Raw genomic sequence first — 25,476 nt, 5'->3', positions numbered from 1 at the left:
AGGTGAAAGGAGAACTTATCAAAGCTAGCTGGATCCAATAAGAAGCCAAGGATTTTCTAGCTTTTTTACCTTCTTTTGGTATAATAAAGTGGAGAAAGTTTTAGGGAGTATACGATGAAGAAAATCTATAAAGTTAGCTTGGCAGCGATGACCTTGCTAACCTTGGTGGCATGTGGACCTAAGCGACGTCCTCGGACGCAACCCTCTACAACTCAGAGCGAAGTAACAGATGGAAAAAGTTCCAAGAAAGCATCGTCTGGGCATGAGTACTATCAAACAGTGCTTGAACGTTACCAGGCCTACTCTAGGGCTATCGAAGCAGGTGATAGTGCAGGTCTAGAGACAAAACTAAAAGAAATAGATCCTCAATCGGATGAGTATGTCTATGCCTTGTATCTTCAAACTTTGGGTAGTAAACCAAATCTTTCCTATTTTTATACAGATTTGGATAAGGATGGCCGGGATGAACTCTTGATTGGGAATGGCCAAACAGTCTCAGCAATCTACTATCTGAAAGGCCAGCAACCAGAATTGCTGCATACAGCTTTTGTAGCTTCCTCTGGTGGCTCTCGTTCAGGTTTTCAAATTTTTGAGGATGGCTCGGTCATCTATGCTAGCTTTTCGTCTCTTCAACCAGAAGTAGATTTAATTCATTACAAGTTCCAAAAAGGAAAACTGGAAACTGTCAATAAGATCCAAATAAAAAATGGGGACGGTCAGAAGCCAGAAAAAGCCTTAGGGATTACAGCAAAAGAATTGGATCAAGCAAAACTTGGATGGAAAGAACTAGAGACCGGAAAGAAGGCGACGAGCCAAGCAAGTAACTCAGAACAGCAAACAAGTAGTTTTCAAGTCCGTGTAGCAGTTTCAGATCTTCGAATTCGTAAAGAAGCATCGATCAAGGGGGAAGAAGTTGGAATGATCCCGCAAGGTGTTTACACGATAACTGAGACGGTGTCAGCTGACGGTTATACCTGGGGCAAGCTCCAATCTGGCCAAGGCTGGATCGCGCTTGAATTTACGACGAGAGTGGAAGGGGAAAATGCATCCACTGTTAAAGGATTGAGTGCGGAAGATCAAGAGGATATTCACTCGGTAGTAGAGAATGGCTATTCTTTAATGTATTCTAGATTGGTCAAACCAACCTTTATATTAGATTTATCAAATGATCATAGCGGTATCTATTCTTATACAGAAGGCATGTTCTTAGATTATTTCAATACTTATACTCCAGGCACTTATCAACTTGCAGATGTCATTAAAAAATTGGAAGCTCAAGAAACATCAGAATCCATTCAATCTATGACAACAGATCAATTAATTCAACTTGCAAAAGAAAGAAAACAAGGCTGGATATACTCTTCGAAAGATAAGAAGTTTTTTGAATTCGTTCCAGGTGGACGTGGAGGTGCTGGCCCAGAGGTTGTTATTCCTTCAGCAGATGAGTGGGTCGTTGAGAATGATACAGTTACAGTAACAACTAGAGTTAAGACCTCTTCTCAACCTTTTGAGCGCTATGTGTTGAAGCGGAGCAAGAAAGACTATTCAGGTGGAGAACACAAAACGCGATTCTATGTCATTAGTAAAGAAAATGTGTGGAATGGAAAATAGACGGTAGCTATATCTAGCTCTAGAATTTTAAAATAAGTGGAAATCAAATATTCCTCGAAAAAGGCTTTTAAAGCCTTTTTCTTTTGGGCTTGAATATGGTAAAATAAAGGTTATACGTGCTTGGATACAAAGATGAGGATATAACATACAGATAGGCTGTTGAAATCCCGATCTCGTTGAGTTGGGTGGCCTTAGTATCTTGATAGTTGAACACGGGCTAAATCCCTAGTGAAAAAGATAGATTTCCTGGTGTGCGAGGCACACTGCGTCAATCCATGCTATCATGCGTAATTGAACTCGGCCGAAAAGCTGTGTAAAAAAGATAAACTGTCTTGTCTTCATCGAAGACTTCGCCAGTTTCCTATTTTTACTTTGCTTTTTGCGGCCTTAGTATCTTGATCTTTGTAGGCAAGTCGTATAATTTTATCAATCCAAAGGGGATTAAAATGACAAAACAAGTGTTTCAAACGACTTTTGCGGGTCGTGAGTTGATCGTAGAGACTGGTCAGGTTGCTAAGCAAGCAAATGGCTCTGTTGTCGTGCGTTATGGTGAGTCAACTGTCTTGACTGCTGCCGTTATGTCTAAGAAGATGGCAACTGGGGATTTCTTCCCACTTCAAGTCAACTACGAAGAAAAAATGTATGCGGCTGGGAAATTTCCTGGTGGCTTTATGAAACGTGAAGGACGTCCTTCAACAGATGCGACTTTGACAGCGCGTTTGATTGACCGTCCAATCCGTCCAATGTTTGCGGAAGGTTTCCGTAATGAAGTGCAAGTCATCAACACTGTGCTTTCTTATGACGAAAATGCATCTGCACCAATGGCAGCTATGTTTGGTTCATCATTAGCCTTGTCTATCTCAGATATTCCATTTGACGGCCCAATCGCTGGGGTACAAGTAGGCTATGTTGATGGTCAAATCATCATCAACCCAACGCAAGAACAAGCTGAGCAATCGCTTCTTGAATTGACAGTAGCTGGTACCAAGCACGCTATTAACATGGTAGAGTCTGGTGCCAAAGAATTGTCAGAAGAAATCATGTTGGAAGCCCTTCTCAAAGGACACGAAGCTGTCAAAGAATTGATTGCCTTCCAAGAAGAAATCGTTGCGGCAGTCGGTAAGGAAAAAGCAGAAGTAGAATTGCTTCATGTGGATGCTGACTTGCAAGCTGAAATCATCGCAGCCTACAACAGCGACCTTCAAAAAGCGGTTCAAGTAGAAGAAAAATTGGCTCGTGAGGCTGCAACTCAAGCAGTCAAAGACCAAGTCACAGCAGTTTACGAAGAAAAATATGCAGACCACGAAGAATTTGACCGTATCATGCGGGACGTGGCTGAAATCTTGGAACAAATGGAACACGCAGAAGTGCGCCGTTTGATTACAGAAGACAAGGTTCGTCCAGATGGTCGTAAGGTCGATGAAATTCGTCCGTTGGATGCACAAGTGGACTACCTTCCTCGCGTTCACGGTTCAGGTCTCTTTACGCGTGGACAAACGCAAGCCCTTTCTGTCTTGACCTTAGCACCAATGGGTGAAACGCAAATCATCGATGGTTTGGATCCAGAGTACAAGAAACGCTTCATGCACCACTATAACTTCCCACAATATTCTGTAGGGGAAACAGGTCGTTACGGTGCACCTGGTCGTCGTGAAATTGGTCACGGTGCTCTCGGTGAGCGTGCCCTTGCTCAAGTCTTGCCAAGCTTGGAAGAATTCCCATATGCCATCCGTTTGGTAGCAGAAGTATTGGAATCAAACGGTTCTTCATCTCAAGCATCTATCTGTGCGGGAACGCTTGCCCTTATGGCTGGTGGTGTACCAATCAAGGCACCAGTAGCTGGTATTGCCATGGGTCTTATCTCAGATGGAAACAACTACACCGTATTGACAGATATCCAAGGTTTGGAAGACCACTTTGGAGACATGGACTTTAAGGTTGCAGGTACGCGTGATGGGATTACAGCCCTTCAAATGGATATCAAGATCCAAGGGATTACTGCGGAAATCTTGACAGAAGCGCTTGCCCAAGCCAAGAAAGCTCGTTTTGAAATCCTTGATGTCATCGAAGCAACCATTCCAGAAGTCCGTCCAGAATTGGCGCCAACTGCTCCGAAAATTGATACCATCAAGATTGATGTCGACAAGATTAAGATTGTTATCGGTAAGGGTGGAGAAACCATCGATAAGATCATTGCTGAAACAGGTGTTAAGATTGATATCGACGAAGAAGGGAACGTATCGATCTACTCGAGCGACCAAGCGGCTATTAACCGTGCTAAGGAAATCATTGCTGCTTTGGTTCGTGAAGCAAAAGTGGACGAAGTTTACCATGCCAAAGTGGTTCGGATCGAGAAATTTGGTGCCTTTGTCAACCTCTTTGACAAGACAGATGCCCTCGTACACATCTCTGAAATGGCTTGGACTCGTACCAACCGTGTCGAAGACTTGGTAGCTATCGGTGATGAAGTCGATGTGAAGATTATCAAGATCGATGAAAAAGGTCGTGTCGATGCTTCTATGAAGGCACTTCTTCCTCGTCCGCCAAAACCGGAACATGCAGAAGAAAAAGGTGATAAGGGGCATCATCATGGCGATCGTCCTCGTCACCACAAACCTAGAAAAGACTTTGCCAAAGATGCAGGTCAAGCAACGAAAGAATAAGCATTTAAAAGAAAGGAGCACGGTATGGGATGGTGGCGTGAAACCATTGATATTGTAAAAGAAAATGACCCAGCAGCACGTACCTCGCTGGAGGTCCTCTTGACCTATCCAGGCGTTAAAGCGTTAGCTGCTCACCGTGTTTCTCACTTTTTGTGGAATCATGGCTTTAAGCTTCTAGCTCGGATGCACAGTCAGTTCTGGCGCTTTTGGACCCAGATCGAAATCCATCCAGGTGCGACAATTGCTTCGGGTGTCTTTATCGACCATGGAGCGGGCCTCGTTATTGGGGAAACAGCTATTGTTGAAAAAGGCGTCATGCTCTACCATGGGGTGACGCTCGGTGGAACTGGAAAGGATACAGGGAAGCGCCATCCAACGGTTCGTGAGGGAGCTTTGGTCTCCGCTCATGCTCAGGTCATCGGTCCGATTGAGATTGGAGCCAAGGCCAAAGTAGGAGCGGGGGCGGTCGTTGTCTCCGATGTACCGAGTGATGTGACCGTTGTCGGTGTTCCTGCCAAGATTGTTCGGGTGCACGGTCGAAAAGATGAACCGGTCATTCACCAGGAAGAAGAAAAGCGTGAATACTATGTGAATAAGATGGAGCACGCCAAGGAAGCCAGTCACCATTCATCAAGTCTTTAGAAAAGGTTGGCAAAGTTATCGAAGTGAAATATGACAGGAGGAACCGACCTGTCATATTTATCAGATGCTATTTTGAACCAGGTAGTCCTTGAACTGAAAGAAGGCTTGGAGTCAATTTCGCAAGAGTAAAGTCTATCAGTTCTTCTATACAGCTGACTATGTAGATCATCATAACCGAACCTGGGGTGCCCGCCATGAAGAGCGGACAGCTGATGCCATGACTTTTTTCACTATCGCTTTGACAATAGCAAAGGAACTAGAAAGGTAACTACAAGAATGGCAGTTTATTTTTACGGCTGTATCACCATGGATGGCTACTTGGCAGACAGCCAGCACAGGATAGACTGGCTGCATCAGCTTGGTTCTGTAGAGGATACAGGCTATGATGACTTTTACAGGCAAATGGATATCACCATCATGGGCAAGCGGACCTTTGAGGAAATCCAAGATTTGCAAGATGTAGAAAGTTTTTATCAAGCTACGGAAAACTATGTCTTTACGCATGATAGGCACCTGCCTGTCAGCAATTACCAGCCAGTAGCTGGGGATGTGGTGGACTTTGTTCGCCAGATTGACAAAGGCAAAAATGTCTTTGTGATTGGTGGTAATTCCTTGGTAGGACCGCTCTTGGATGCGGATCTTTTCGACCACCTCATTATTCAGATAGCGCCTCTTATCCTAGGAAAGGGGGTTCCCCTCTTTACCCAAGAGGAAGGGCAGCGCTTTTATCAACTGGATAGTCTCAGACAATTTGGCCCTTTTGCAGAGCTGGTTTTCAGCCGAAAAAGTCAGAAATAGAGAAGGGAGTGGACCACATGATTAAAATTTATGACACCATGTCTCGTGATTTGCGAGAATTTGTCCCAATCGAAGAAGGAAAGGTCCGCATGTATGTTTGTGGGCCAACAGTATACAACTATATCCACGTAGGGAATGCCCGTTCAACGGTAGCCTTTGACACGATTCGTCGCTATTTTGAGTATCGTGGCTACGAGGTTAACTATATTTCCAACTTTACAGATGTGGATGATAAGATTATCAACCGTGCTAAAGAAGAAGGTATTACTCCTCAGGAAGTGGCAGACAAGTACATTGCAGCCTTTCGTGAGGATGTGACGGCTCTCGGCGTGAAACCTGCAACTCGCCACCCTCGTGTGGTCGAGTTTATGGACGATATCATCCGTTTTGTCGCTGATTTGATCGAAAAAGGCTATGCCTACGAGAGCCAAGGGGATGTTTATTTCCGTGTGGAAAAATCCCACAACTATGCTAAGTTAGCCAACAAAACTCTAGAAGACTTGGAGTTAGGTGCTTCTGGTCGGACAGATGAAGAGACTGCCCGCAAGGAAAATCCAGTCGACTTTGCCCTTTGGAAAGCTGCGAAGCCGGGTGAAGTTTCTTGGGACAGTCCTTGGGGTCCTGGTCGTCCTGGTTGGCACATCGAGTGTTCGGTCATGTCAACGGGGATTTTAGGCGATACCATTGATATCCACGGTGGTGGAGCCGATCTTGAGTTTCCACACCATACCAATGAAATTGCCCAGTCTGAAGCCAAAACAGGCAAAACTTTTGCCAACTACTGGATGCACAATGGCTTTGTCAATATCGACAATGTCAAGATGTCCAAGTCCTTAGGTAACTTCATTACTGTGCATGATGCATTGAAGACCATCGACGGCCAAGTCCTTCGCTTCTTCTTTGCGACCCAGCACTACCGCAAGCCCATTAACTTCACAGAAAAAGCGGTACGCGATGCGGAGACCAACCTCAAGTATTTGAAAAATACCTATGAGCAACCGTTCACAGGAGAAGTGGATCCAGCAGACTTGCAAGGCTTTGTGGACAAGTTTATCTCGGCGATGGATGAAGATATCAATGCAGCGAACGGAATTACTGTCGTCTTTGAATTGGCTAAATGGATCAATTCAGGTCACTACAATCAAGACGTCAAGGATGCCTTGACCAAGATGTTAGAAGTCTTTGGAGTGGTCTTTGTCGAAGAAGTCTTGGATGCAGATATTGAAGCCTTGATCGCTGAACGCCAGGAAGCGCGGGCTAAGAAAGATTTTGCGAGAGCAGATGCCATTCGCGATGAATTGGCTACGCAAGGAATCAAGCTCTTGGATACAAAAGAAGGTGTAAGGTGGACTCGTGATTGATGTCAATCTAATCAATGGGATTGCCCTGGCCTTTGAGGGAGATGCGGTCTATTCTATGTATATTCGCAAGCACCTGATTTTGCAAGGGATGACCAAGCCCAATAAACTTCATCAGGCAGCTACCCGCTACGTCTCTGCCAAGGCTCAGGCTAGTCTGATTGCGATGATGTTGGAAGAAGAGCTTTTGACAGAGAAAGAAGTCGAGATCTATAAGCGCGGTCGCAATACCAATAGCCATACCAAGGCCAAAAATGCGGATGTCGTGACCTATCGCATATCGACGGGTTTTGAAGCGGTCATGGGTTACCTGCATCTGACAGATGAAATCAATCGCTTAGAGGAATTGGTAGCTTGGTGTATCCAAAAAGTGGAAGAAGGAACAAAATAGTGAAAAATATCAGAGAGTGGTTCCCTCAGGCAGAGGTGACGGATCACCCCAATCCACCAGTTGGTTATGTAGCCATTCCCCTGCAGGCCCAGCAATGGTTGCTACTGAGGGAAGAAGAGCTAACCGAGCGAGAAAAACAATTGATTGCCTGGTTGGCTAGTGAGGAAGATCTTGTTCCCAATCCTTGGTACCAATACCTGATCGATGGAAAGGGAGAAGCCCCTCAAGTTATCCAAAAAATGCAACTTGTCTATTGCCACCTCTCGCACTCGACAGCGGAAGGAACGGCTTCCTGGTTAGAGATGATGCAGACGCTTTTGCCCAACTTTCGGGCAGTCTTGCAACTGAGTGGACAGGACTATGTACTCATTCTAGATCAAGAGCAGTCGCTGGCTGTGGCTGATATCTTAAAAGATACCGTCTCTGCCATGGAGTATGATTTTAACATTCGTTTATCCATCATGGTCGGGCAGGTATGGACCGAGTCAAAAGCTGGGAAAGTATCTCCTGTCATCCGAGCAGAACGGGTAGCCTTTCGAGCCTGGATCCGAGAAGGACATCAAGGTGTTTACCGCTTTTCTCAACTCTACCTGTGGGGAATCGAGCAGGTAGATTTGGATCTCCATCCTATCAAAGAACGTTTGCATCAGTTGATTGGAAGTCAAGACCAGTTGCAGGACATCATTGTCGCCCTCTGGGAAAATGGGGCAGTTGTAACCAAGGCGGCCCAGCAACTTTATCTCCATCGCAATTCCCTTCAATACAAGATGGACAAATGGGAAGAGCTGACGGGTCTCCAGTTAAAAAATCTGACCGATCTAGCCCTTTGTTACCATTTGGTCTTACAAGATGTGATTTAACGGAATGAATTGAGAGTTTTGTGCAACTTGCACAAAACTCTTTTTATTTTTTGTGAGACTTGCCGTAGCTTTGTAAAGCGTTTTCATTTACAATAGAACTATAAAAATCAAAGGAGTACCATCATGGTAGAATTAAATCTTAAAAATATTTACAAAAAATATCCAAACAGCGAACACTATTCAGTTGAAGACTTCAACTTGGACATCAAAGACAAAGAGTTTATCGTTTTCGTAGGTCCTTCAGGATGTGGTAAATCAACTACTCTTCGTATGATCGCTGGTCTTGAAGATATCACAGAAGGTGAATGTTCCATCGATGGTACTGTTGTAAATAACGTAGCACCTAAAGACCGTGACATCGCCATGGTATTCCAAAACTACGCTCTTTACCCACACATGACTGTTTACGATAACATGGCATTCGGTTTGAAATTGCGTAAATACAGCAAAGAAGATATCGACAAACGTGTACAAGAAGCAGCTGAAATCCTTGGCTTGAAAGAATTCTTGGATCGTAAACCAGCTGACCTTTCTGGTGGTCAACGTCAACGTGTGGCTATGGGACGTGCCATTGTCCGTGATGCAAAAGTGTTCTTGATGGACGAACCTTTGTCAAACTTGGATGCGAAACTTCGTGTATCCATGCGTGCTGAAATCGCGAAAATCCACCGCCGTATCGGAGCTACAACAATCTACGTAACTCACGACCAAACAGAAGCGATGACATTGGCTGACCGTATCGTTATCATGTCAGCTACTAAAAACCCAGCTGGTACTGGTACAATTGGACGTGTGGAACAAATTGGTTCTCCGCAAGAAGTGTACAAGAACCCTGTTAACAAATTCGTAGCTGGATTCATCGGAAGTCCTGCCATGAACTTCATCAACGTGAAGTTGGAAGGTGGCCACATCGTTACTAACGGCTTGAATTTGAAAGTTCCAGAAGGTGCTTTGAAAGTCTTGAAAGAAAAAGGCTATGATGGTAAAGAATTGATCTTTGGTATCCGTCCAGAAGACGTGAATACAGAAGCTGCTTTCCTTGAAACTTTCCCTGAATCAGTCGTAAAAGCTACCATCTCTGTATCTGAGTTGCTCGGTTCAGAATCTCACTTGTACTGCCAAGTTGGTGACAACGAATTCATCGCAAAAGTGGATGCGCGTGACTATCTTGGAACTGGTGAAACCATCGAGCTTGGTTTTGACTTGAACAAAGCTCACTTCTTCGACAAAGAAACTGAAAAGACAGTATACTAATATCTACTGACGCTATAGAGACTGAGACAATGTGTCTCGGTCTCTTTCATTTTAAGGAGACAAAACATGGAAAAAGACTGGTGGAAGGGGAAGGTCGCTTATCAGATCTACCCAAAAAGCTTCAAAGACAGCAATGGAGATGGTGTTGGGGACTTAAAAGGGATCACGGAGAAACTCGATTACCTTCAAGACTTGGGGATTGATATCCTCTGGCTATCTCCTGTTTACAAGAGTCCTTTTATTGACCAGGGTTATGATATTTCTGACTATTATGCCATTGATCCTCTTTTTGGGACCATGGAAGACATGGAAGAGTTGATTGCGGAAGGCAAGAAGCGAGGCATTTCCATCATCATGGACCTGGTGGTCAATCATTGCTCCAGTCATCACGAATGGTTCCAAAAAGCTTTAGCGGATCCAGACGGCCCTTATGCAGACTACTTTTACTTCATCGAAAGTGACAAGGAACCCAACAACTGGGAAAGTTACTTTGGAGGTAGTGTCTGGGAACCGGTTCCTGGCACCAACAAATACTATCTCCATTCTTTCCACAAGGATCAGCCGGATCTCAATTGGCAAAATCCTATCTTGCGTGAAGAGATTTACAAGATGATCAATTGGTGGTTGGACAAGGGAATTGCAGGCTTCCGGATTGACGCCATTATCAATATCAAAAAGGATTTAGAATGGCGTTCGCTTCCTTCCGATCGTGACAATGGCCTGGTCCCAGTGCCGGAATCGCTGGTCAATGCCCAACCGATTGAACCTTTCTTGCGAGAGTTAAAGGAGCGTACTTTTGCCAAGTACAATGCCTTCACTGTAGGGGAAGTTTTCAATGAAACCGATGAAGAGTTGCACTTCTTTATTGGAAAAGACGGTGTCTTCTCTTCCATCTTTGACTTCAAACAAACCATGCTGGGGCAAGAAGGAAAAGGCTGGTTTGACCATAGTCTTCCGACAGCAGATGAACTCAAGGAAAGTATTTTCCAAGCCCATGAGCGTGCAGATAGTATTGGGGTCCTCTCGACCATTATCGAAAATCACGATGAGCCTCGTGGGGTGTCCCATTATATTGCAGAAGGTCCAGTAAACGATACCAGTAAAAAAGCCCTAGGAACCATTCAGGTTTTGCGCAAGGGAATACCTTTTATCTACCAAGGCCAAGAAATTGGGATGGAAAACCAAGTCTTTGAATCAGTGGAGGATTTTGATGATATCGCGACCATCAATGGCTACCATGTCGCTAAAGAAGCTGATTTGAGCGAGGAAGAAGCCTTAGCAGCGATTGCCAAATACAGCCGGGACAATGCGCGGACACCCATGCAATGGTCAGCAGAGCCAGGTCTGGGCTTTAGTGATGGGCCAGCCTGGTTGATCAGTCCCAAACCAAATGTTGCCATCAATGTGGAAGACCAGGAAAAGGATCCAAATTCCATCTTGAATTATTACCGCCAGTTGACGGCCTTGTATCGCCATCCCCTTTATGGAAATACCATCCGGTTTGGAGATATGATTCCAGCTTATCGTGACCGAGAGAACATCATCGCCTTTGAACGCCGTGGGGACAAGCGTCTCTGGGTGATCAGCAATTTCCAAAATCGCCAGGCCACCTTGGAGCTGCCAGCTCCGATTAAAACGGTTATTTTAAACAATGTCGCAGGACTATTCCAAGAAGGAGACCAAGTATTAGAATTGACCCCTTACCAAACGGTTGTGTTGGAATTGGTGGAATAAGGAGAAACTTTGCATCAGTGTTAGAAATTAATGTAGAATAGTATTTTCATTAAATATTCTGGGGAAATTTATAAAAGTTTTCTATACTTTAGAATCAGTCAAGTATAAACTGAAACTTTCCGCCGTGAGAAAAGTGCTTGAAACATTATTGTTTCAAGCACTCGGGAGTTTTGGGAGTAAAACAGTTCGGGGAACTGTTTTAGCCTGAGCCTAAAAATTAAAAAGCGAAGGGGTCCAAAACGAATTGAACACGGGCTGCGGATTGTGTCAAAAAGATAAGTTTTCCTAGAATCAAAAGATTCTGCGTCAAACTTCCTATTTTGACTGTATCCGCAGACGCCCTTTGTATCTTGATTTAGTCATGGAACTTCCTGGATTGCTGAAATCATCCACTGGATAATTTCACCTAACGTCCGTACTCACCTAAGGAAAGTTTTGAAAAATATTTTATCTCCAAAAAGAACCTTCGCGTCTGCGAAGGTTCTTTTCATGTCATCCAAGTCTACACCTGGAACTTACTCAACTTCTTTCTTTTTCAAGAGGAGGAAGCCTCCGCTTACGGCTAGTAAGAAGCTTGAAAGAACGAAGTGTGCAGATGAGCTTTCTCCTGTTTCTGGGAGAAGTTCTGCTTTTGCTTGTTCTTGGACAGCTGGGCTAGCTTGGTAGTTGACAGCTTGCACAAGAGTTTGATTATGAATTGGTACCCCTACACGATCTGGATCTTTCGGTGGAACGTAGTCTGTCAAGGTCGCCAACTCGCTACCGAAGATCGCATTGGTCACCCAGCGGAAGAAGTGGACAGGGTGTTGGCGGTTGGTTGGATTTCCGGCATAGACAAAGAGCGGTTGTCCCATCAGTTCTCCAGAAATGGCCATAACCTTATTGGCTAAGACTTCATTTTTTGGCCACCAGCCAGCAATGTAGTAGTCGCTTGAAGCGATGCTCATCAAGGTCTTGAAGTTGTTTGGAACTTTTTCAATCCAGTTTCCTGAGTTGGAGTAGAAGAGGGCGTTCTTCTTGTAGCCGCTGGTCAGTGGATCCTGATCATCGATAATGGCTTTCATCAAGCCTTCGTAGTCACTGCCACCTTTAAGTTTTTCAGCGTCAAAACCTGAAAGAACTCCCAATTTTTCCAGTTTCTGCATGGCTTCCCCGCCGATGACGAGAGTTGGTTTCTTGCCGAAGATGGAGGCATCAAAGCGATTATTTTCAAGCACAATGACATCTGCTTCGTCAGGAGTATCGACGATTTGGAAACCTAATTTTTCGAGGACCAAACTAGTATGAGCAGGCGCATCTACGCCAGTCCAATCGTAGTGATAGTTTGGAGAATAGATCTTCAATGGTTTCAAGGTTGGACCGTTTGGTACCTTGTAGAGGGCTTCGCCGTAGATAGCGTAGTTTGGCAGGAGCGATGCAAAAGTATCGCGGTCAACGATGTAGCCATCATCTGTTAGGTAGACAGATTTACCTTGGGAAATCGCCTTGTTTACTGCTTGAACCGCGCTGGCCGAGGTATTGGCAATGACGTAGTAAGGTGCTTTTGGATCTATCTCAGAGGTTCTAGTCGCGCGAGTGGTGGTGACTTCTCCAAGTTTTCCAGCAAAGAGGCCATCATTGAACACAGGCTCTGCCTTGAAGCCTTTCATATCAGGGAAGTTAACGAGAAGTTCCGCATACATGGCAGCCCAGGCGGATTCATTAGAACCTTTGTAAAGGATATGGTTGGCATAGCCCCGTTTGGCTTGAGCCATGTCAATGACTAGGTCTCCTTTTTTGTAGGTGCCTGTATCTTCTTTGAGTTCTTTGACGAGGACACCATTGCGTTTGAAGTAGTCAATCATATTGAAGGCTTCTTGCGCATCATTGTCCTTGTCCAAGCCCATTGGGATAACGTAGTAGTCAGGGAAGAATTTCGGACGACCATTCTTCACACGACCGACAACTTCACCAGTTGGTCCAACTAGTTCGTTCTCTGCTTTTGGATCTTCAATCTTGTTGAGGCCACGTAGGTAGAAGTTGAGGCGCATCTCAAGAAGCTTGTCTGGATCTTGGCTGAGGAAGTCAATTCCACCAAGGACAGCATTGCGTCCAGCATAGTAGGACTCTTGGTTGGATTCTGGAATTTCGATGGTATGTCCTAAAATACCGTGGTAAACGGCATAGACACCTGTATAACCAGAGAAGGAATCATCCCAGCCATCTCCCCAATCCAGTTTTGGAATGATGTAGCTGTCGTATTTGGAATTGGCAACTCCAGCTCGTCCCATATGATGAGCATTTTCCAGCATGAGATTGGACATGAGGTCGTATTCAAAGTTCGGATCATGTGGAGGTGTTGCAGGCTCAATCAAGAATTCTTTGACAAATCCATGGATATCATAGAGAGCAATTGGATTCCACTTGTTAATCATTTGGATGACAGTGCGGACTTCAGGGTTGGTTTGGTAACTAGCATCCCGGTTTGGATCCAGTCCATTGGCCAAAGCGCGTAGGTTAAGGGCATCCCCGTCAGGGTTTTCCGTGAAGTCAAACAAGAAGATAAATTTGTTTAAAAGAGTTGGGATGTCCAGGGTCACATTCTTGACGTTACCAGCTTCGTCTGTCGTTTTAAAAGTGACTTGATTTTCTGTGGCGAAGGTACGGAAGAGACCGGTGATGATATCAATCCCAGGTTGTTCATCCGCATGCGTATTATGAACCAGGACAGGCAGTTTGTAATCCAAGGTCTTGTCCTTTAGAGCTGCCAGCATTTCACTTGGTTTGGTAAGAGCTGTTGGATTGGTAGATGAGAGGTAATGGTCAATACTTGCTTGGTCCTTACTTACAATTCCCATCTTCATATCCCGTCCTTGGGCACTCTTGCCCAGAGTTTCAATCTGAACTAGACGGTCTGTTTTGGCTTCTGCCCTTGTCTGCTCAATGGAAGCTAGCATTTCCTCGTGGGTATGGAAATCTTTATATGGACGGAATGTTAGATTCTTGCGAATGGTTAGGCCAAGATCAGCGCTGGTTCCAACCAAAGTGTGGTCACCGATATAGTTCCGATAGGTCCGACGGATATTATTAGGAGTCCGAAGGCTTAAATCTTCGCCAAAGAGTTCCTTGACCGTAAAGGTCAGATCCAAATCGTTTCCGTTTTTGTTCTCTTCAATTGTGATGAAGGGATCTTTGGATAGAGTTCCTTTCTCCATGTCCCAAGTTTTCCACTCTTCCAGTGGTTTGTCGTCCAAAGTCCAGCTAATCTTGCCAGCAGCCTGAGCTTGATCCTTAACGGTATCCGTCAGCGTTTCTTTTTCAGACATGTAAACAGGACTATCACTAAGGCTGATAGATGGCTCTGCGTTTGCTGCTCGCTCTGTTCCTGTGTTTTCTGGTTTAGCACTAGGGCTAGTAGTGTCTGAAGCAGTAGAAGAGCTTGCTTCTGGGCTAGCAGGACTAGCAAGCGTATCTGCTGCAGGAGCAGGACTGGTGGCCTCTGTACTGCTTGCCGGACTAGCACTTGATGCCTCTGGTTTGAGAACACTTTCTACTGGCGAGCTAGGATTTGCTGTCTCGACAGTATCTGCGGCTACCTGTCCCTGAGCTAGGAAGGCTAAAAGGACGGCGGTAGAGAGACTGAGGGCGTTTGTGTATAAACGTCTCTTGTATGAAGAATTCATCGTGATGACCTCCTATTGATTTGCTATATCCCTATCATAACACTTTATGACAGCGCTTTCAATATATATGGAAGTTTTTCTCTTGAAATTCGTTACAGATTGATGGCAAAGAAAAAGAGCTGGGAAAATCTTCCCAGTCTCTAAAGAAGGGTTTATGCTTGCAGTTCCTTCTGGTAGGTTTGATAGAATTCCACCTTGATGGAGATAAAGGTTTCAAGATCCCGGAGGAGCTGCAGAAGGGTCGCTCGGGTTTCAAATTCTTGACGAGATCGAGGGAGAGGTCGCTCGCGGAAGACTGCTAGATAGCGGTTGATTTCGTCAAGTAGGAATTGGGCTGGATTTTCCTGACTGAGCTGGCTGGCTGTTTTAGCAAAGAGTTGGGCCAAAATAAGACTCTCGCTCGCAGCTAATTGGCAGTTGTTTACATTATTGGCCATGTCCCGCAGGATATTATTTTGGCGCTTGCGCATCTCAAAATAGTGGATATGGTAGTTGGTCTGATGGAAGAGGTGATTGGAGTGGTCTAAATAGACTAAATCGAGAGCTTCTTTTAAGATGGTATCTAGCTCACGAATCAAGCTAGCATCGTTGCTCCCATCTCCTTTTCCTAGAAACTCTGCAAAGCGATAGAGAATTTTCTTGAGTTGCTCCTCGACAATTTCATGATAGCGATCAATTTCTTCCTGTCGAGAAGGCATATAGAGATTGGCTAGGAGGGCAAAGCTGGTTCCGATTAGGAAAATAGCTACTTCATTTCCCAATAAAGAAAGTGAAGTGGATTTTTCTAGCAGGAGATGGGTAACCAGGACAGAGCTGGGCGTGATACCAATTTCCCAGCCTTGTAGGAAAGCAAGGGGCACATAGGTGGCCAGATAAAAACCAAGGGCCCAGAGATTGAAGCCGAGAATCTGAAAGGCTAAGCTTCCAAGGAGGAGAGCAAGAAGCATGGACATAAAGCGATTATAGGCTAGTTTGGCGGTACTTCTACGGGTATCGCTAATGCTGAGAATGGCAATGATCCCCGCAGAGGTGGCGTAGGACAGACCCAAAAACTCTGCAAGCAAGATGGCCAAACAGGTGGCGAGAACCATCTTGATGGTTCGGTGAATAAGTGGCATAATGCTGATTCTTTCCTTTTTCTAAACTAGTTTCATTATACCACAAGCAAAGTGGCCTACTCCAAATGTTTCACCAGATATGGCAATTGTGTTATACTAGTTTCATGGAAAAAAACGATATTGTTTATGGCGTTCATGCCGTTACAGAGGCACTAGTCGCAAATACAGGAAATAAATTGTATATTCAGGATGATTTGCGTGGAAAAAATGTAGAAAAAATCAAAGATCTAGCAGCGGAAAAAAAGGTCTCCATTTCTTGGACCCCTAAGAAGACCTTGCAAGAAATGACAGAAGGAGCTGTCCACCAAGGTTTTGTCTTACGGGTTTCGGAATTTGCCTATACGGACTTGACTGAGATCTTGACCCAGGTAGCTAATCAAGACAATCCCTTGCTCTTGATTTTGGATGGCTTGACCGATCCGCATAACTTGGGATCCATCCTGCGAACAGCCGATGCTACTCAGGTAGCAGGAGTCATCATTCCCAAGCACCGTGCTGTTGGGGTAACACCCGTTGTCGCTAAGACCTCAACTGGGGCAGTGGAGCATGTCCCTATTGCTCGAGTGACCAACCTTAGCCAAACCTTGGACAAGCTCAAAGAAGCAGGTTTTTGGATCTTTGGAACCGATATGAATGGAACGCCCTCTCACAAATGGAATACCAGTGGGAAGCTAGCCCTCATTATTGGCAACGAAGGCAAGGGCATTTCGGCCAATATTAAAAAGCAAGTGGATGAAATGATTACTATTCCCATGCAGGGCCATGTCCAAAGTCTGAATGCCAGTGTCGCAGCAGCGATCCTCATGTATGAGGTCTTTCGCAATAAATTATAATAGAAGAAATCAGAGGAAGGGGGCAATCCATGAAAGAAAAGATTTTGCTAGTGGATGGCTACAACATGATTGCCTTCTGGCAGGAGACCCGCCAGCTCTTTAAGAAGAGTGAGCTCGATGCTGCACGAACGATCCTCCTAGAGAAGCTAAGTCACTATGCTAGCTTTGAAGGCATTCGCGTGATTTGTGTCTTTGATGCCCAATACATGCCAGGGATTCGCCAGACCTATGAAGAATTTCAGGTCCAAGTGGTCTTCACTGCTGAGGAGGAGACCGCCGATGACTACATTGAACGCTTGGCAGCAGAGCTCAATACACCCCTCCACCAAGTATCAGTCGCGACGAGTGACTTGAATGAGCAATGGACGGTCTTTGCTCAAGGAGCACTTCGTGTCTCAGCGCGGGAGTTGGAGAAACGGGTTGCCGTTGTCAAAGCCGACTTGAACCAAGCGCGAGGAGTCGTTAACGATCAAAAACCACCGATACGGCCTTTTGACCAAGAGGGCCTACGTCAACTACAAAAAGAGATGGGAGCAAGTAAATGACCTTTAAAATTTTAACAGATTCAACTGCAGATTTAGATGAAACATGGGCAAAGGAGCATGATGTAGAGATCGTCGGTTTGTCGATCCAAATTGATGGGACTCATTATGAGACAGTAGGTCCAGACAAACTCACCAGCCCCCAATTATTAGCAGAGATGCAAAAGGGTGCTAAACCAACGACCAGTCAGGTCAATGTTGGGCAGTTCCAAGAGATTTTCAAAGGCTACGCTCAAGGCAAGGAAGATCTCCTCTATATTGCCTTTTCTTCAGTCTTGTCAGGGACCTACCAGAGTGCGGTCATGGCAAGAGACTTGGTCCTTGAAGACTACCCAGAAGCTGTGATTGAAATCATCGATCCAAAAGCAGCAGGGATTGGAGAAGGCTACTTGTCTATGCTAGCAGTTGAGGCGCGTGATGCCGGTAAGAGTTTGGATCAGGTTAAGGAAGAACTGCTGGAAGTGGCTCCTAAGTTGCGGACCTATTTCTTGGTGGATGATCTCTACCATCTTATGCGCGGGGGACGCCTCTCTAAGAGTTCAGCCATCGTCGGAAGCTTGGTCAACATCAAACCCCTTCTTTGGATTGATGAAGAAGGCAAGTTAGCTCCAATCGCTAAGGTACGTGGACGTAAAAAAGCCATGCGGGAAATGCTCTCACTCATACAGGAAGATATCGGTCACAGCACAGCTTTGGTATCCTATACAGATGATTTGACAGGAGCAGAAGAGCTCAAGGCTCAATTGTTGGAGAATCCGGCTATTTCCCAAGTCTTGATCATGCCACTAGGTCCCGTCATTGCTGCCCACGTCGGTCCTAATTCTCTCATCGGCTTTGTTATAGGAAAAGAAAATCGCAAATAATTTTTCAAATCGGTTGACTTTTATTTGAAAAATTTGATACAATAGTAGGCGGTATTGTTTACCCCATTTGTAAGGCCCCGGAACCTTTCAAATAACTTGCGGACCGGAACATCCGCCCTGTAAACAAAAACGATATTCATAATAGGAGAAATCATGAACAAAACTACATTCATGGCTAAACCAGGCCAAGTAGAACGCAAATGGTACGTTGTTGACGCAACTGATGTACCTCTTGGACGCCTTTCAGCAGTTGTTGCTAGCGTGCTTCGCGGAAAAAACAAACCAACATTCACACCACACACTGATACAGGTGACTTCGTAATCGTTATCAATGCTGAAAAAGTTAAATTGACTGGTAAAAAAGCAACTGATAAGATCTACTACACTCACTCAAACCACCCAGGTGGATTGAAATCAATCTCTGCTGGTGAACTTCGTTCTAAAAATGCAGTTCGTTTGATCGAGAAATCAGTTAAAGGTATGCTTCCACACAATACTCTTGGCCGCGCTCAAGGTATGAAATTGAAAGTATTCGTTGGAGCTGAGCACACTCACGCTGCACAACAACCAGAAGTTCTTGATATTTCAGGACTTATCTAAGGAAAGGAACAATAAAGTATGTCACAAGCACAATATGCAGGTACTGGACGTCGTAAAAACGCTGTTGCACGCGTTCGCCTTGTTCCAGGAACTGGTAAAATCACTGTTAACAAAAAAGATGTTGAAGAGTACATCCCACACGCTGACCTTCGTCTTGTAATCAACCAACCATTCGCAGTTACTTCAACTGCAGGTTCATACGACGTTTTCGTTAACGTTGTAGGTGGTGGATACGCTGGTCAAGCAGGAGCAATCCGTCATGGTATCGCTCGTGCCCTTCTTCAAGTAGACCCAGACTTCCGCGATTCATTGAAACGCGCAGGACTTCTTACACGTGACTCACGTAAGGTTGAACGTAAGAAACCAGGCTTGAAAAAAGCTCGTAAAGCATCACAATTTAGTAAACGTTAAAACTTATTTAAACTTATTGAAAGCATTTCGTATCAAAAATACGGGATGCTTTTTCTGTTCACCCCAAATTTTTGTAACTAGGTGATACTTGAAATTAATACAAATTTGGTTGTTTTTGATAAATCTAAGCAACACTACATGATGAAGTGAAAGGGGATGAATCTTTGATAGTATTCACTTATTGTGAAATATGATATATTTATTAATTAGATGGATGAATACTTCTAGAGTTAAATATAGTATAATAGGGACATACTTTTTGGTTTATTTTTGTTTGTAGTCGGATTATGAAAGAATATCCAATATTATGCGATAAGATAGAATGTTACAAAAAAGAAAGGGGATGCAATCCGATGAAGAAAGACAGATTAATTGTATTGACAGATGCTGTTCTAGCAATTATTATGACCATCTTGGTTTTAGAGTTAGAAAAACCAACAACACCAAGTCTTGAAGCTTTTTGGGATTTACGGCAAAATTTCTTTGCTTGTTTTCTTTCCTTTTTCTGGTTGGGATCGTTATGGATGGCACTAAACACATTATGGGAAAAGGTTGAGAAAATTTCCTCAGAAATTATTTGGTGGAATTTGTTTCTACTCTTGGAGCGGCAGGAGTTCTCTTTGGAGAATTTCATGCCATCCAAGATACCAGTCTGAATGATGTGGTGGACCGGATCTATATAAATGTCAAGGATTTACCGTTTCAGTCCTTGGGAGCTTTAGCTAATATCCTGTCTGATATTAAGAAGGGACTGATTCAAGACAGTCATATCTGGTCTTTCTTCCAGTCATTTTTCAAACAATATCAGTTGATAATCAGCTTAAATCAGATCTATCAGTTTGTCTATCTTTCTCTGATGGAGATCATGTCCTATCTTCACTTTGATTATTGGAAAAAAACGGCTCGGTCAGGAGCTAGTATGAATAAGGAGAACAAATGAAACGTTTAAAAATGTTATGGCATATTATGCAGGTTACGGGTTTTACTCGGTTTGCTCTGAGTTTTGTGACCTTTGTTTTTGGGTCAGGAGGCGTGCTTTTCCTAGTTGAACCTGCTATCACAAATTACGGAGACGGTCTTTGGTATGCTTTTGTGACTTCGACGACTGTCGGCTACGGGGATCTCCTAGCTGTGACCTTGATTGGAAGGATTACCAGTGTCTTCTTGACGATTTATGGGCTCATATTTTTTGGCTGTTTATCAGCTGTTATTTTTAATTATTATACCAATTTAAATAAGGAAAGAGGAGAGGACAAATGACTGCCAATTATTCAACACGGGAATACCGTGAGAAATTATACGATGACCTTCATGTTCGATTGAGAGATACAGCGATTTTGATGTGTGCAATTTTTATTGCCTCTATCGGACTAAATATGAATTCAACAGCTGTCATTATAGGAGCCATGTTGATTTCACCTCTCATGACACCGATTGTTGGACTGGGATTCGGTTTAGCTATTTTTGATACGCGTTTAATCAAGCAATCTCTAGAGGTTTTATTGACTCAAGTGTTGGTCAGTTTGCTTGTCTCGACTCTGTATTTCTGGATTTCTCCCTTGTCTTATGCAAGTAGCGAGTTGATTGCACGAACCTCTCCAACCATTTGGGATGTCCTCATTGCTATTGCTGGTGGGATTGCTGGTGTGATCGGTTCAAGGAAAAAAGAAGCAAACAATATCGTGCCAGGAGTAGCCATTGCTACAGCTCTGATGCCGCCTATCTGTACTGCTGGCTATGGTTTAGCTAATGGGAATGTACGATTTTTATTGGGGGCTCTCTATCTTTTCTTGATCAACTGTGTCTTTATCATGCTAGCCAACATTGTTGGAACAAGAATTTTGATGAGAAAATCTCCTTTAACTTCATTTAAAGAGCTGAGCATTAAAATGAGAATTGGCTTGATATCTTTGATTGTATTGTTGATTCTTCCAGCTAGCTATTCGGCAGTTACTCTGACAATAGAACAAGCGCGCAAAGAAGGGATCAAACAGTTTGTAGGAAAAGAGTTCGCCAATTATACGGTTATTAATCAAGTCTACAAGTCAAGTAACAATGAATTGGTCTTGACGGTTGTTGGAGATCCGATTTCAGAAGAAGAATTAGAAACACTCCACCAAAAACAAGCCTCTTACGGTATTCAATCTGTTCAATTGAAAGTGAATCAAGTTCAGAACTCGCCAACATTAGATAGTGAAGCGACCAAGGAATTTTATGAAAACATTGACAAGTATATTGATCAAAAACTCTCTGAAAAAGATTCACAAAACGATCTCGTAAAAGAAAATGAAGCAGACAAGGATTGAGGACAATGAACTGAATCGGTTTTTACGCCGTGTTTTTCTTGTATCTTCCTCTTTCTTACTTATAGCAGATTGTTTTTGCTTGAATAAGAAATAAATTAGAAGTTCTATCATCTAAGAAAAATGATGAACAAAAAATCATTTAACTAATGGTGTGAACGTTTAGTGTTTATCAGCTCCATTCTCTGTAATTTTGGGGGTAAAATCCACACCATTCGGATAAAATTAGTTGAATTTGATTGGAAAAAAGCTTTTATAAAAGCGGAGAAAAGTCTTGATATTACGCTGTTTTTAGTCCAACTGAAATTCATACTTTCCAAACCAGGCTTGAAAAAGGCCCGTAAAGCATCACAATTTAGTAAACGTTAATTCGTTACTGGACAGCAGAATACAAACGAAAACACTTTGCATCTTGCAAGGTGTTTTTTTCTATGAGAACTGGCGGTGCGCAATTAGGATAGCTCTAGCGACTTTAGTCGCATAGAGATATGCTATGCACAGTTGCCTCAAGAAAACAATGCTTCTTGGTCCACCCTGTTAGACAAGCTTCAAAACCAAGGAATCCAACAGATTTCTCTTGTAGTTACAGATGGCTTTAAGGGGCTTGAGCAGATTATCAGTCAGGCTCACCCATTAGCTAAACAACAATGTTGCTTAATTCATATTAGTCGAAATCTAGCTAGTAAAGTGAAACGAGCAGATAGAGCGGTTATTCTGGGGCAATTTATAATGATTTATCGTGCTGAAAATTTAGAAATGGCAGGACAAGCTTTAGAGGACTTTCTCGCCGAATGGAAACCAAAGTATAGGAAAGTCATGGAAAGTCTGGAGAAGACGGATAATCTTTTAACTTTTTATCAGTTTCCCTACCAGATTTGGCACAGCATGTATTCGACAAACCTCATTGAGTCTCTTAACAAAGAAATCAAACATCAAACGAAAAAGAAGGTTCTTTTTCCTAATGAGGAGGCTCTGGAACGTTACTTAGTTACGTTGTTTGAAGATTATAATTTCAAGCAAAGTCAACGAATCCATAAAGGGTTTGGTCAATGTTCTGATACACTTGAAAGCTTATTTAATTAACACTCCGTAACTCTACTTAAGTGTTTACACATAATTATTGACAGTATCAAAAAATAAAGTATATTGTTTTCATCATAATATAATTAAATATCAGTATAGAGAATTTTATCTATATATCAGATATCAGCAATTGCTTTTGCTGTCATTTTTCGCTACAATAGTTACAAGGAGGAAATAAACATGTTAAAAGAAGTATTAAACGTCGCAAAAGTTGCGAAAAAATCATCTCTCTTCTTAGGAGGGGTAGCATTTGGGACGCTTGGCTTGAAAGTCTTAGCAAGTAAAGAAGCTAAGAAAGGCTATTCTAAGGCCTTGGCTAAAGCTTACAAATTGAAAGATGGACTGGATGCATCTGTTTCTGTTGTAAAACAACACGGTGATGATGTTTTACAAGACGCTAAATATTTATACGAACAGGAAAAGAAAGAAGAACAATTAGATAGCCTGACAGGTGAATAATATGTCTTTTAAAGTGCTACACAGAGGATATCAACATATCCGATTATCGTCCTCGTTTTCACTGACCTTGGATATTCAAGATTATCTTCGTTCCTTGGCTAAAGATGAAAAAGGGATCGACTCTATTCAGTTTTATATGGATCAGCAGCACTTTACTCTACGTATGAAAGAAGGCTTCTCTGTATTAGAAAATGCAGAGGCCTTTTTAAAAAAAATTGACAAGGGGAAAGTTTCGGACTTGATGACTCTTCCCATTCGTAGAGAAGAGAGTGCTTATTCAATTGTATCGGGTGCAGCGATTAAGCGTTTGCTGTTTCGAAGTTTTGTACCCTACCCTATTCGTTATATTTGGACTTGTTATCAGGCTTTGGGTTATGTCAAAGAAGCCTATCAAACTTTAGCGCGCAAGGAACTAACCATGGAGGTCTTGGACTGTTCGGCCATTTTGTTGTCCTTGTTTATGAACCAATCCAAGACAGCTAGCAACATCATGTTTATGCTTGATTTGGGTAATCATCTGGATCAGTGGTCTTTAAAAAAAACAGCAACAGATTTGGAACAAAGCCTTCTTGCTAAAGAAAGTGATGTTTTCTTAGTGCGGGGAGACATGGTCATCAGCATCAAGAGTTCTGATGTTCAAGTAGGTGATGTATTAGTTGTCTCCCAAGGGAATGAAATCTTGTTTGACGGCCAAGTGGTTTCAGGATTAGGCATGGTCAATGAGAGTTCCTTGACTGGAGAGAGCTTCCCTGTTGAAAAGAAAGAGGGAGATTCTGTATGTGCGAATACTGTTTTGGAAACAGGAGAGTTAAGAATTCGTGTGACTGATAATCAGATAAACAGTCGTATTTTGCAACTCATCAATCTGATGAAAAAATCTGAAGAGAGTAAGAAGACAAAACAACGTCATTTTATTAGGATGGCAGACAAGGTTGTAAAATATAACTTCTTAGGTGCTGGTTTGACTTATCTGTTAACAGGTTCGTTTTCAAAAGCCATTTCCTTTTTATTGGTGGATTTTTCATGTGCTCTAAAAATATCCACACCTGTAGCCTACCTTACGGCCATAAAGGAAGGTCTAAATCGAGAAATGGTTATTAAAGATGGTGATGTATTAGAAAAATATCTGGAAGTGGATACTTTCTTGTTTGATAAAACGGGTACCATCACGACGAGTTATCCTTTGGTTGAAAAGGTTCTTCCTTTCGGAGATTATACTGAGAAAGATATTTTAAGAATAAGTGCATGTTTGGAGGAACATATCTATCATCCTATTGCCAATGCAATTGTTAAACAAGCTGAAATTGAAGGCATTGAACACGAAGAAATGCATGGCAAGCTTCAGTATGTTGCAAGCAAAGGGATTAAATCGCAAATTGATGGTCAATCGGTTGTCATTGGAAATTATGTACTAATGCAAGACGAACAGGTAAGAATTAGTTCTGAGCAGCTGGCCTTGATTGAGCAATATAAGACTCATTACAATTTATTGTTTTTGGCTTATAAGAAAGAATTAATTGGGATGTTTTGTATCCACACTCCCTTGAGAAGCGAGGCGAAAGTTGCATTGAAAAAGCTAAAGCGCCAAGGGAAAAAACTGATTCTGGCAACTGGTGATACGTTGGCTAGAACAGAAGAGTTGGTTAAAGATCTGCCATTTGACAACGTTTATACTGATTTAAAACCAGATGGTAAGTTTCAGTTGGTTCAGGAATTACAGAAAGCTGGCCGAACTATTTTGATGGTTGGAGACGGGTTAAACGACTCTGCTGCCTTGACGCTTGCAGATATTGGGGTTGTGATGAATGAAAGTGCTGATATTTCTAAGCAGATGAGTGATATTTTATTATTAGATAATCGTTTAGATTTCTTCGAGGAATTGAATTCTTTATCTGAATCGTTGCAGAAATTAATTCAAAGAAATATTCAAGAAACAGTTGTAATAAATGGAAGTTTAATTGGATTTGGGTTGTTAAATTGGTTAAGCCCATCTAATCTTTCGATATTGCACAATCTGACTACTTTAAGAATCGTCCTTCGTAGTCTTTCTATTAAAAGTAGGTAAGAGACCGAGAAGCTGAGGTTATAAAAACTAAAAGGAGTTGTCTCATTTGAGAATAACGGCTCTTTGTCAACTGTAGTGGGTTGATGGAAAATTATACCCTGGAGAGGACCAAATTGGTTCTCTCCTTTTAAATATTGAAAAAACCATTGGCAGTGGACATACTTTAAGACTATATATTTCTGAAACTAGTTTCACAATACAAATATTGACATGCAATTATTAATTG

Annotated in this window: 22 protein-coding genes and 3 pseudogenes; 23 read left to right on the top strand and 2 right to left on the bottom strand. The window is 42.9% G+C overall.

The annotated features are described in order from the left end of the window. Positions 1-114 precede the first annotated feature (114 nt). The 11 genes and pseudogenes from LXO72_RS05070 (at position 115) to LXO72_RS05025 (ending at position 11,311) form a co-directional block, all read left to right on the top strand. The gene (locus LXO72_RS05070; protein ID WP_233331716.1) at positions 115-1,611 is read left to right on the top strand and encodes a hypothetical protein; all 1,497 of its coding nucleotides are present in this window, start codon (positions 115-117) and stop codon (positions 1,609-1,611) included. Between the two features lie 446 nt (positions 1,612-2,057). After that, positions 2,058-4,274 (top strand): polyribonucleotide nucleotidyltransferase, encoded by a 2,217-nt coding sequence (pnp, locus tag LXO72_RS05065; RefSeq protein ID WP_325167119.1) that lies wholly within the window; start codon positions 2,058-2,060, stop codon positions 4,272-4,274. 24 nt (positions 4,275-4,298) lie between these two features. Further along, entirely contained in the window at positions 4,299-4,916 is a 618-nt protein-coding gene (gene cysE, locus LXO72_RS05060; RefSeq protein WP_125329200.1) for a serine O-acetyltransferase, read from the top strand. A gap of 30 nt (positions 4,917-4,946) precedes the next feature. Next, positions 4,947-5,042: pseudogene (locus LXO72_RS10190) on the top strand (YdeI/OmpD-associated family protein); the annotation flags it as partial. Next, positions 5,020-5,184, top strand: a pseudogene (locus LXO72_RS05055) (nucleoside phosphorylase); the annotation flags it as partial. The pseudogenes LXO72_RS10190 and LXO72_RS05055, both read left to right, overlap by 23 nt. A gap of 8 nt (positions 5,185-5,192) precedes the next feature. After that, entirely contained in the window at positions 5,193-5,714 is a 522-nt protein-coding gene (locus LXO72_RS05050) for a dihydrofolate reductase family protein (protein WP_000301981.1), read from the top strand. Between the two features lie 17 nt (positions 5,715-5,731). Beyond that, the gene (cysS, locus tag LXO72_RS05045) at positions 5,732-7,075 is read left to right on the top strand and encodes a cysteine--tRNA ligase (RefSeq protein WP_195550310.1); all 1,344 of its coding nucleotides are present in this window, start codon (positions 5,732-5,734) and stop codon (positions 7,073-7,075) included. After that, positions 7,068-7,463 carry a Mini-ribonuclease 3 gene (locus LXO72_RS05040; protein ID WP_195550311.1) on the top strand — a complete coding sequence of 132 codons (396 nt, stop codon included), beginning with the start codon at positions 7,068-7,070 and terminating at the stop codon, positions 7,461-7,463. Before cysS ends, LXO72_RS05040 begins: the two co-directional genes overlap by 8 nt. Next, on the top strand, positions 7,463-8,323 hold the full coding sequence (locus tag LXO72_RS05035; protein WP_233331714.1) for a helix-turn-helix domain-containing protein: 861 nt from the start codon (positions 7,463-7,465) through the stop codon (positions 8,321-8,323). Before LXO72_RS05040 ends, LXO72_RS05035 begins: the two co-directional genes overlap by 1 nt. Positions 8,324-8,446: 123 nt before the next feature. Then, positions 8,447-9,577 (top strand): ABC transporter ATP-binding protein, encoded by a 1,131-nt coding sequence (locus tag LXO72_RS05030; RefSeq protein ID WP_048715153.1) that lies wholly within the window; start codon positions 8,447-8,449, stop codon positions 9,575-9,577. Positions 9,578-9,643: 66 nt separating this feature from the next. After that, the gene (locus LXO72_RS05025; protein ID WP_233331713.1) at positions 9,644-11,311 is read left to right on the top strand and encodes an alpha-glucosidase; all 1,668 of its coding nucleotides are present in this window, start codon (positions 9,644-9,646) and stop codon (positions 11,309-11,311) included. Between the two features lie 515 nt (positions 11,312-11,826). Here the strand turns inward: LXO72_RS05025 and LXO72_RS05020 are convergent. Both LXO72_RS05020 and LXO72_RS05015 read right to left on the bottom strand, forming a co-directional pair. Continuing rightward, positions 11,827-14,973: an LPXTG-anchored zinc carboxypeptidase gene (locus LXO72_RS05020; protein ID WP_233331712.1), complete on the bottom strand. Its 3,147-nt coding sequence runs from the start codon at positions 14,971-14,973 to the stop codon at positions 11,827-11,829. Between the two features lie 152 nt (positions 14,974-15,125). Further along, a complete protein-coding gene (locus LXO72_RS05015) occupies positions 15,126-16,091 on the bottom strand; it encodes an aromatic acid exporter family protein (protein ID WP_048715146.1) in 966 nt (321 codons plus the stop codon). A 104-nt stretch (positions 16,092-16,195) separates the two neighbouring features. Between LXO72_RS05015 and rlmB the strand changes: the two genes are divergently transcribed. The 12 genes and pseudogenes from rlmB (at position 16,196) to LXO72_RS04955 (ending at position 25,250) form a co-directional block, all read left to right on the top strand. Next, a complete protein-coding gene (gene rlmB / locus LXO72_RS05010; RefSeq protein WP_048688495.1) occupies positions 16,196-16,924 on the top strand; it encodes a 23S rRNA (guanosine(2251)-2'-O)-methyltransferase RlmB in 729 nt (242 codons plus the stop codon). A 29-nt stretch (positions 16,925-16,953) separates the two neighbouring features. Then, entirely contained in the window at positions 16,954-17,469 is a 516-nt protein-coding gene (locus LXO72_RS05005; protein ID WP_129822478.1) for an NYN domain-containing protein, read from the top strand. Then, positions 17,466-18,329 (top strand): DegV family protein, encoded by an 864-nt coding sequence (locus LXO72_RS05000; RefSeq protein WP_233331711.1) that lies wholly within the window; start codon positions 17,466-17,468, stop codon positions 18,327-18,329. Before LXO72_RS05005 ends, LXO72_RS05000 begins: the two co-directional genes overlap by 4 nt. 153 nt (positions 18,330-18,482) lie before the next feature. Then, positions 18,483-18,929 carry a 50S ribosomal protein L13 gene (gene rplM / locus LXO72_RS04995; protein WP_002876943.1) on the top strand — a complete coding sequence of 149 codons (447 nt, stop codon included), beginning with the start codon at positions 18,483-18,485 and terminating at the stop codon, positions 18,927-18,929. 18 nt (positions 18,930-18,947) lie between these two features. Further along, a complete protein-coding gene (gene rpsI / locus LXO72_RS04990; protein WP_002893764.1) occupies positions 18,948-19,340 on the top strand; it encodes a 30S ribosomal protein S9 in 393 nt (130 codons plus the stop codon). A 353-nt stretch (positions 19,341-19,693) separates the two neighbouring features. Further along, entirely contained in the window at positions 19,694-19,996 is a 303-nt protein-coding gene (locus LXO72_RS04985; RefSeq protein ID WP_006151097.1) for a TMEM175 family protein, read from the top strand. Continuing rightward, entirely contained in the window at positions 19,921-20,280 is a 360-nt protein-coding gene (locus LXO72_RS04980) for a hypothetical protein (RefSeq protein ID WP_000397555.1), read from the top strand. Before LXO72_RS04985 ends, LXO72_RS04980 begins: the two co-directional genes overlap by 76 nt. After that, a complete protein-coding gene (locus LXO72_RS04975) occupies positions 20,277-20,600 on the top strand; it encodes a potassium channel family protein (RefSeq protein ID WP_000825751.1) in 324 nt (107 codons plus the stop codon). The genes LXO72_RS04980 and LXO72_RS04975 overlap by 4 nt, the downstream gene beginning before the upstream one ends. Beyond that, positions 20,597-21,646, top strand: coding sequence for a DUF389 domain-containing protein (locus tag LXO72_RS04970; RefSeq protein WP_000126416.1), 1,050 nt, complete (start codon positions 20,597-20,599; stop codon positions 21,644-21,646). Before LXO72_RS04975 ends, LXO72_RS04970 begins: the two co-directional genes overlap by 4 nt. Before the next feature lie 489 nt (positions 21,647-22,135). Next, positions 22,136-22,726: pseudogene (locus tag LXO72_RS04965) on the top strand (IS256 family transposase); the annotation flags it as partial. Between the two features lie 180 nt (positions 22,727-22,906). After that, complete coding sequence (locus LXO72_RS04960; protein WP_002893755.1) at positions 22,907-23,185, top strand: DUF6110 family protein; 279 nt, start codon at positions 22,907-22,909, stop codon at positions 23,183-23,185. 1 nt (position 23,186) lies between these two features. Further along, positions 23,187-25,250 carry a heavy metal translocating P-type ATPase gene (locus tag LXO72_RS04955; protein WP_002893754.1) on the top strand — a complete coding sequence of 688 codons (2,064 nt, stop codon included), beginning with the start codon at positions 23,187-23,189 and terminating at the stop codon, positions 25,248-25,250. Positions 25,251-25,476: the final 226 nt, after the last annotated feature.

The organism is Streptococcus sp. XMC (assembly GCF_021341835.1).
Lineage (GTDB): Bacteria > Bacillota > Bacilli > Lactobacillales > Streptococcaceae > Streptococcus.
Note: the sequence above shows the minus strand (reverse complement) of the source record. Positions and strands in the feature narration are given on the sequence as shown.

What these genes read in the sequence shown, in the direction of transcription:
- LXO72_RS04985 (WP_006151097.1), top strand. Translation starts at nt 19,694, where the DNA reads ATGAAGAAAGACAGATTAATTGTATTGACAGATGCTGTTCTAGCAATT.
- LXO72_RS04960 (WP_002893755.1), top strand. Translation starts at nt 22,907, where the DNA reads ATGTTAAAAGAAGTATTAAACGTCGCAAAAGTTGCGAAAAAATCATCT.
- cysS (WP_195550310.1), top strand. Translation starts at nt 5,732, where the DNA reads ATGATTAAAATTTATGACACCATGTCTCGTGATTTGCGAGAATTTGTC.
- rlmB (WP_048688495.1), top strand. Translation starts at nt 16,196, where the DNA reads ATGGAAAAAAACGATATTGTTTATGGCGTTCATGCCGTTACAGAGGCA.
- LXO72_RS05070 (WP_233331716.1), top strand. Translation starts at nt 115, where the DNA reads ATGAAGAAAATCTATAAAGTTAGCTTGGCAGCGATGACCTTGCTAACC.
- rpsI (WP_002893764.1), top strand. Translation starts at nt 18,948, where the DNA reads ATGTCACAAGCACAATATGCAGGTACTGGACGTCGTAAAAACGCTGTT.
- rplM (WP_002876943.1), top strand. Translation starts at nt 18,483, where the DNA reads ATGAACAAAACTACATTCATGGCTAAACCAGGCCAAGTAGAACGCAAA.
- LXO72_RS04955 (WP_002893754.1), top strand. Translation starts at nt 23,187, where the DNA reads ATGTCTTTTAAAGTGCTACACAGAGGATATCAACATATCCGATTATCG.
- LXO72_RS05015 (WP_048715146.1), bottom strand. Translation starts at nt 16,091, where the DNA reads ATGCCACTTATTCACCGAACCATCAAGATGGTTCTCGCCACCTGTTTG.
- LXO72_RS05005 (WP_129822478.1), top strand. Translation starts at nt 16,954, where the DNA reads ATGAAAGAAAAGATTTTGCTAGTGGATGGCTACAACATGATTGCCTTC.
- LXO72_RS05000 (WP_233331711.1), top strand. Translation starts at nt 17,466, where the DNA reads ATGACCTTTAAAATTTTAACAGATTCAACTGCAGATTTAGATGAAACA.
- LXO72_RS04970 (WP_000126416.1), top strand. Translation starts at nt 20,597, where the DNA reads ATGACTGCCAATTATTCAACACGGGAATACCGTGAGAAATTATACGAT.
- cysE (WP_125329200.1), top strand. Translation starts at nt 4,299, where the DNA reads ATGGGATGGTGGCGTGAAACCATTGATATTGTAAAAGAAAATGACCCA.
- LXO72_RS05020 (WP_233331712.1), bottom strand. Translation starts at nt 14,973, where the DNA reads ATGAATTCTTCATACAAGAGACGTTTATACACAAACGCCCTCAGTCTC.
- LXO72_RS04975 (WP_000825751.1), top strand. Translation starts at nt 20,277, where the DNA reads ATGAAACGTTTAAAAATGTTATGGCATATTATGCAGGTTACGGGTTTT.
- pnp (WP_325167119.1), top strand. Translation starts at nt 2,058, where the DNA reads ATGACAAAACAAGTGTTTCAAACGACTTTTGCGGGTCGTGAGTTGATC.
- LXO72_RS05030 (WP_048715153.1), top strand. Translation starts at nt 8,447, where the DNA reads ATGGTAGAATTAAATCTTAAAAATATTTACAAAAAATATCCAAACAGC.
- LXO72_RS05050 (WP_000301981.1), top strand. Translation starts at nt 5,193, where the DNA reads ATGGCAGTTTATTTTTACGGCTGTATCACCATGGATGGCTACTTGGCA.
- LXO72_RS05025 (WP_233331713.1), top strand. Translation starts at nt 9,644, where the DNA reads ATGGAAAAAGACTGGTGGAAGGGGAAGGTCGCTTATCAGATCTACCCA.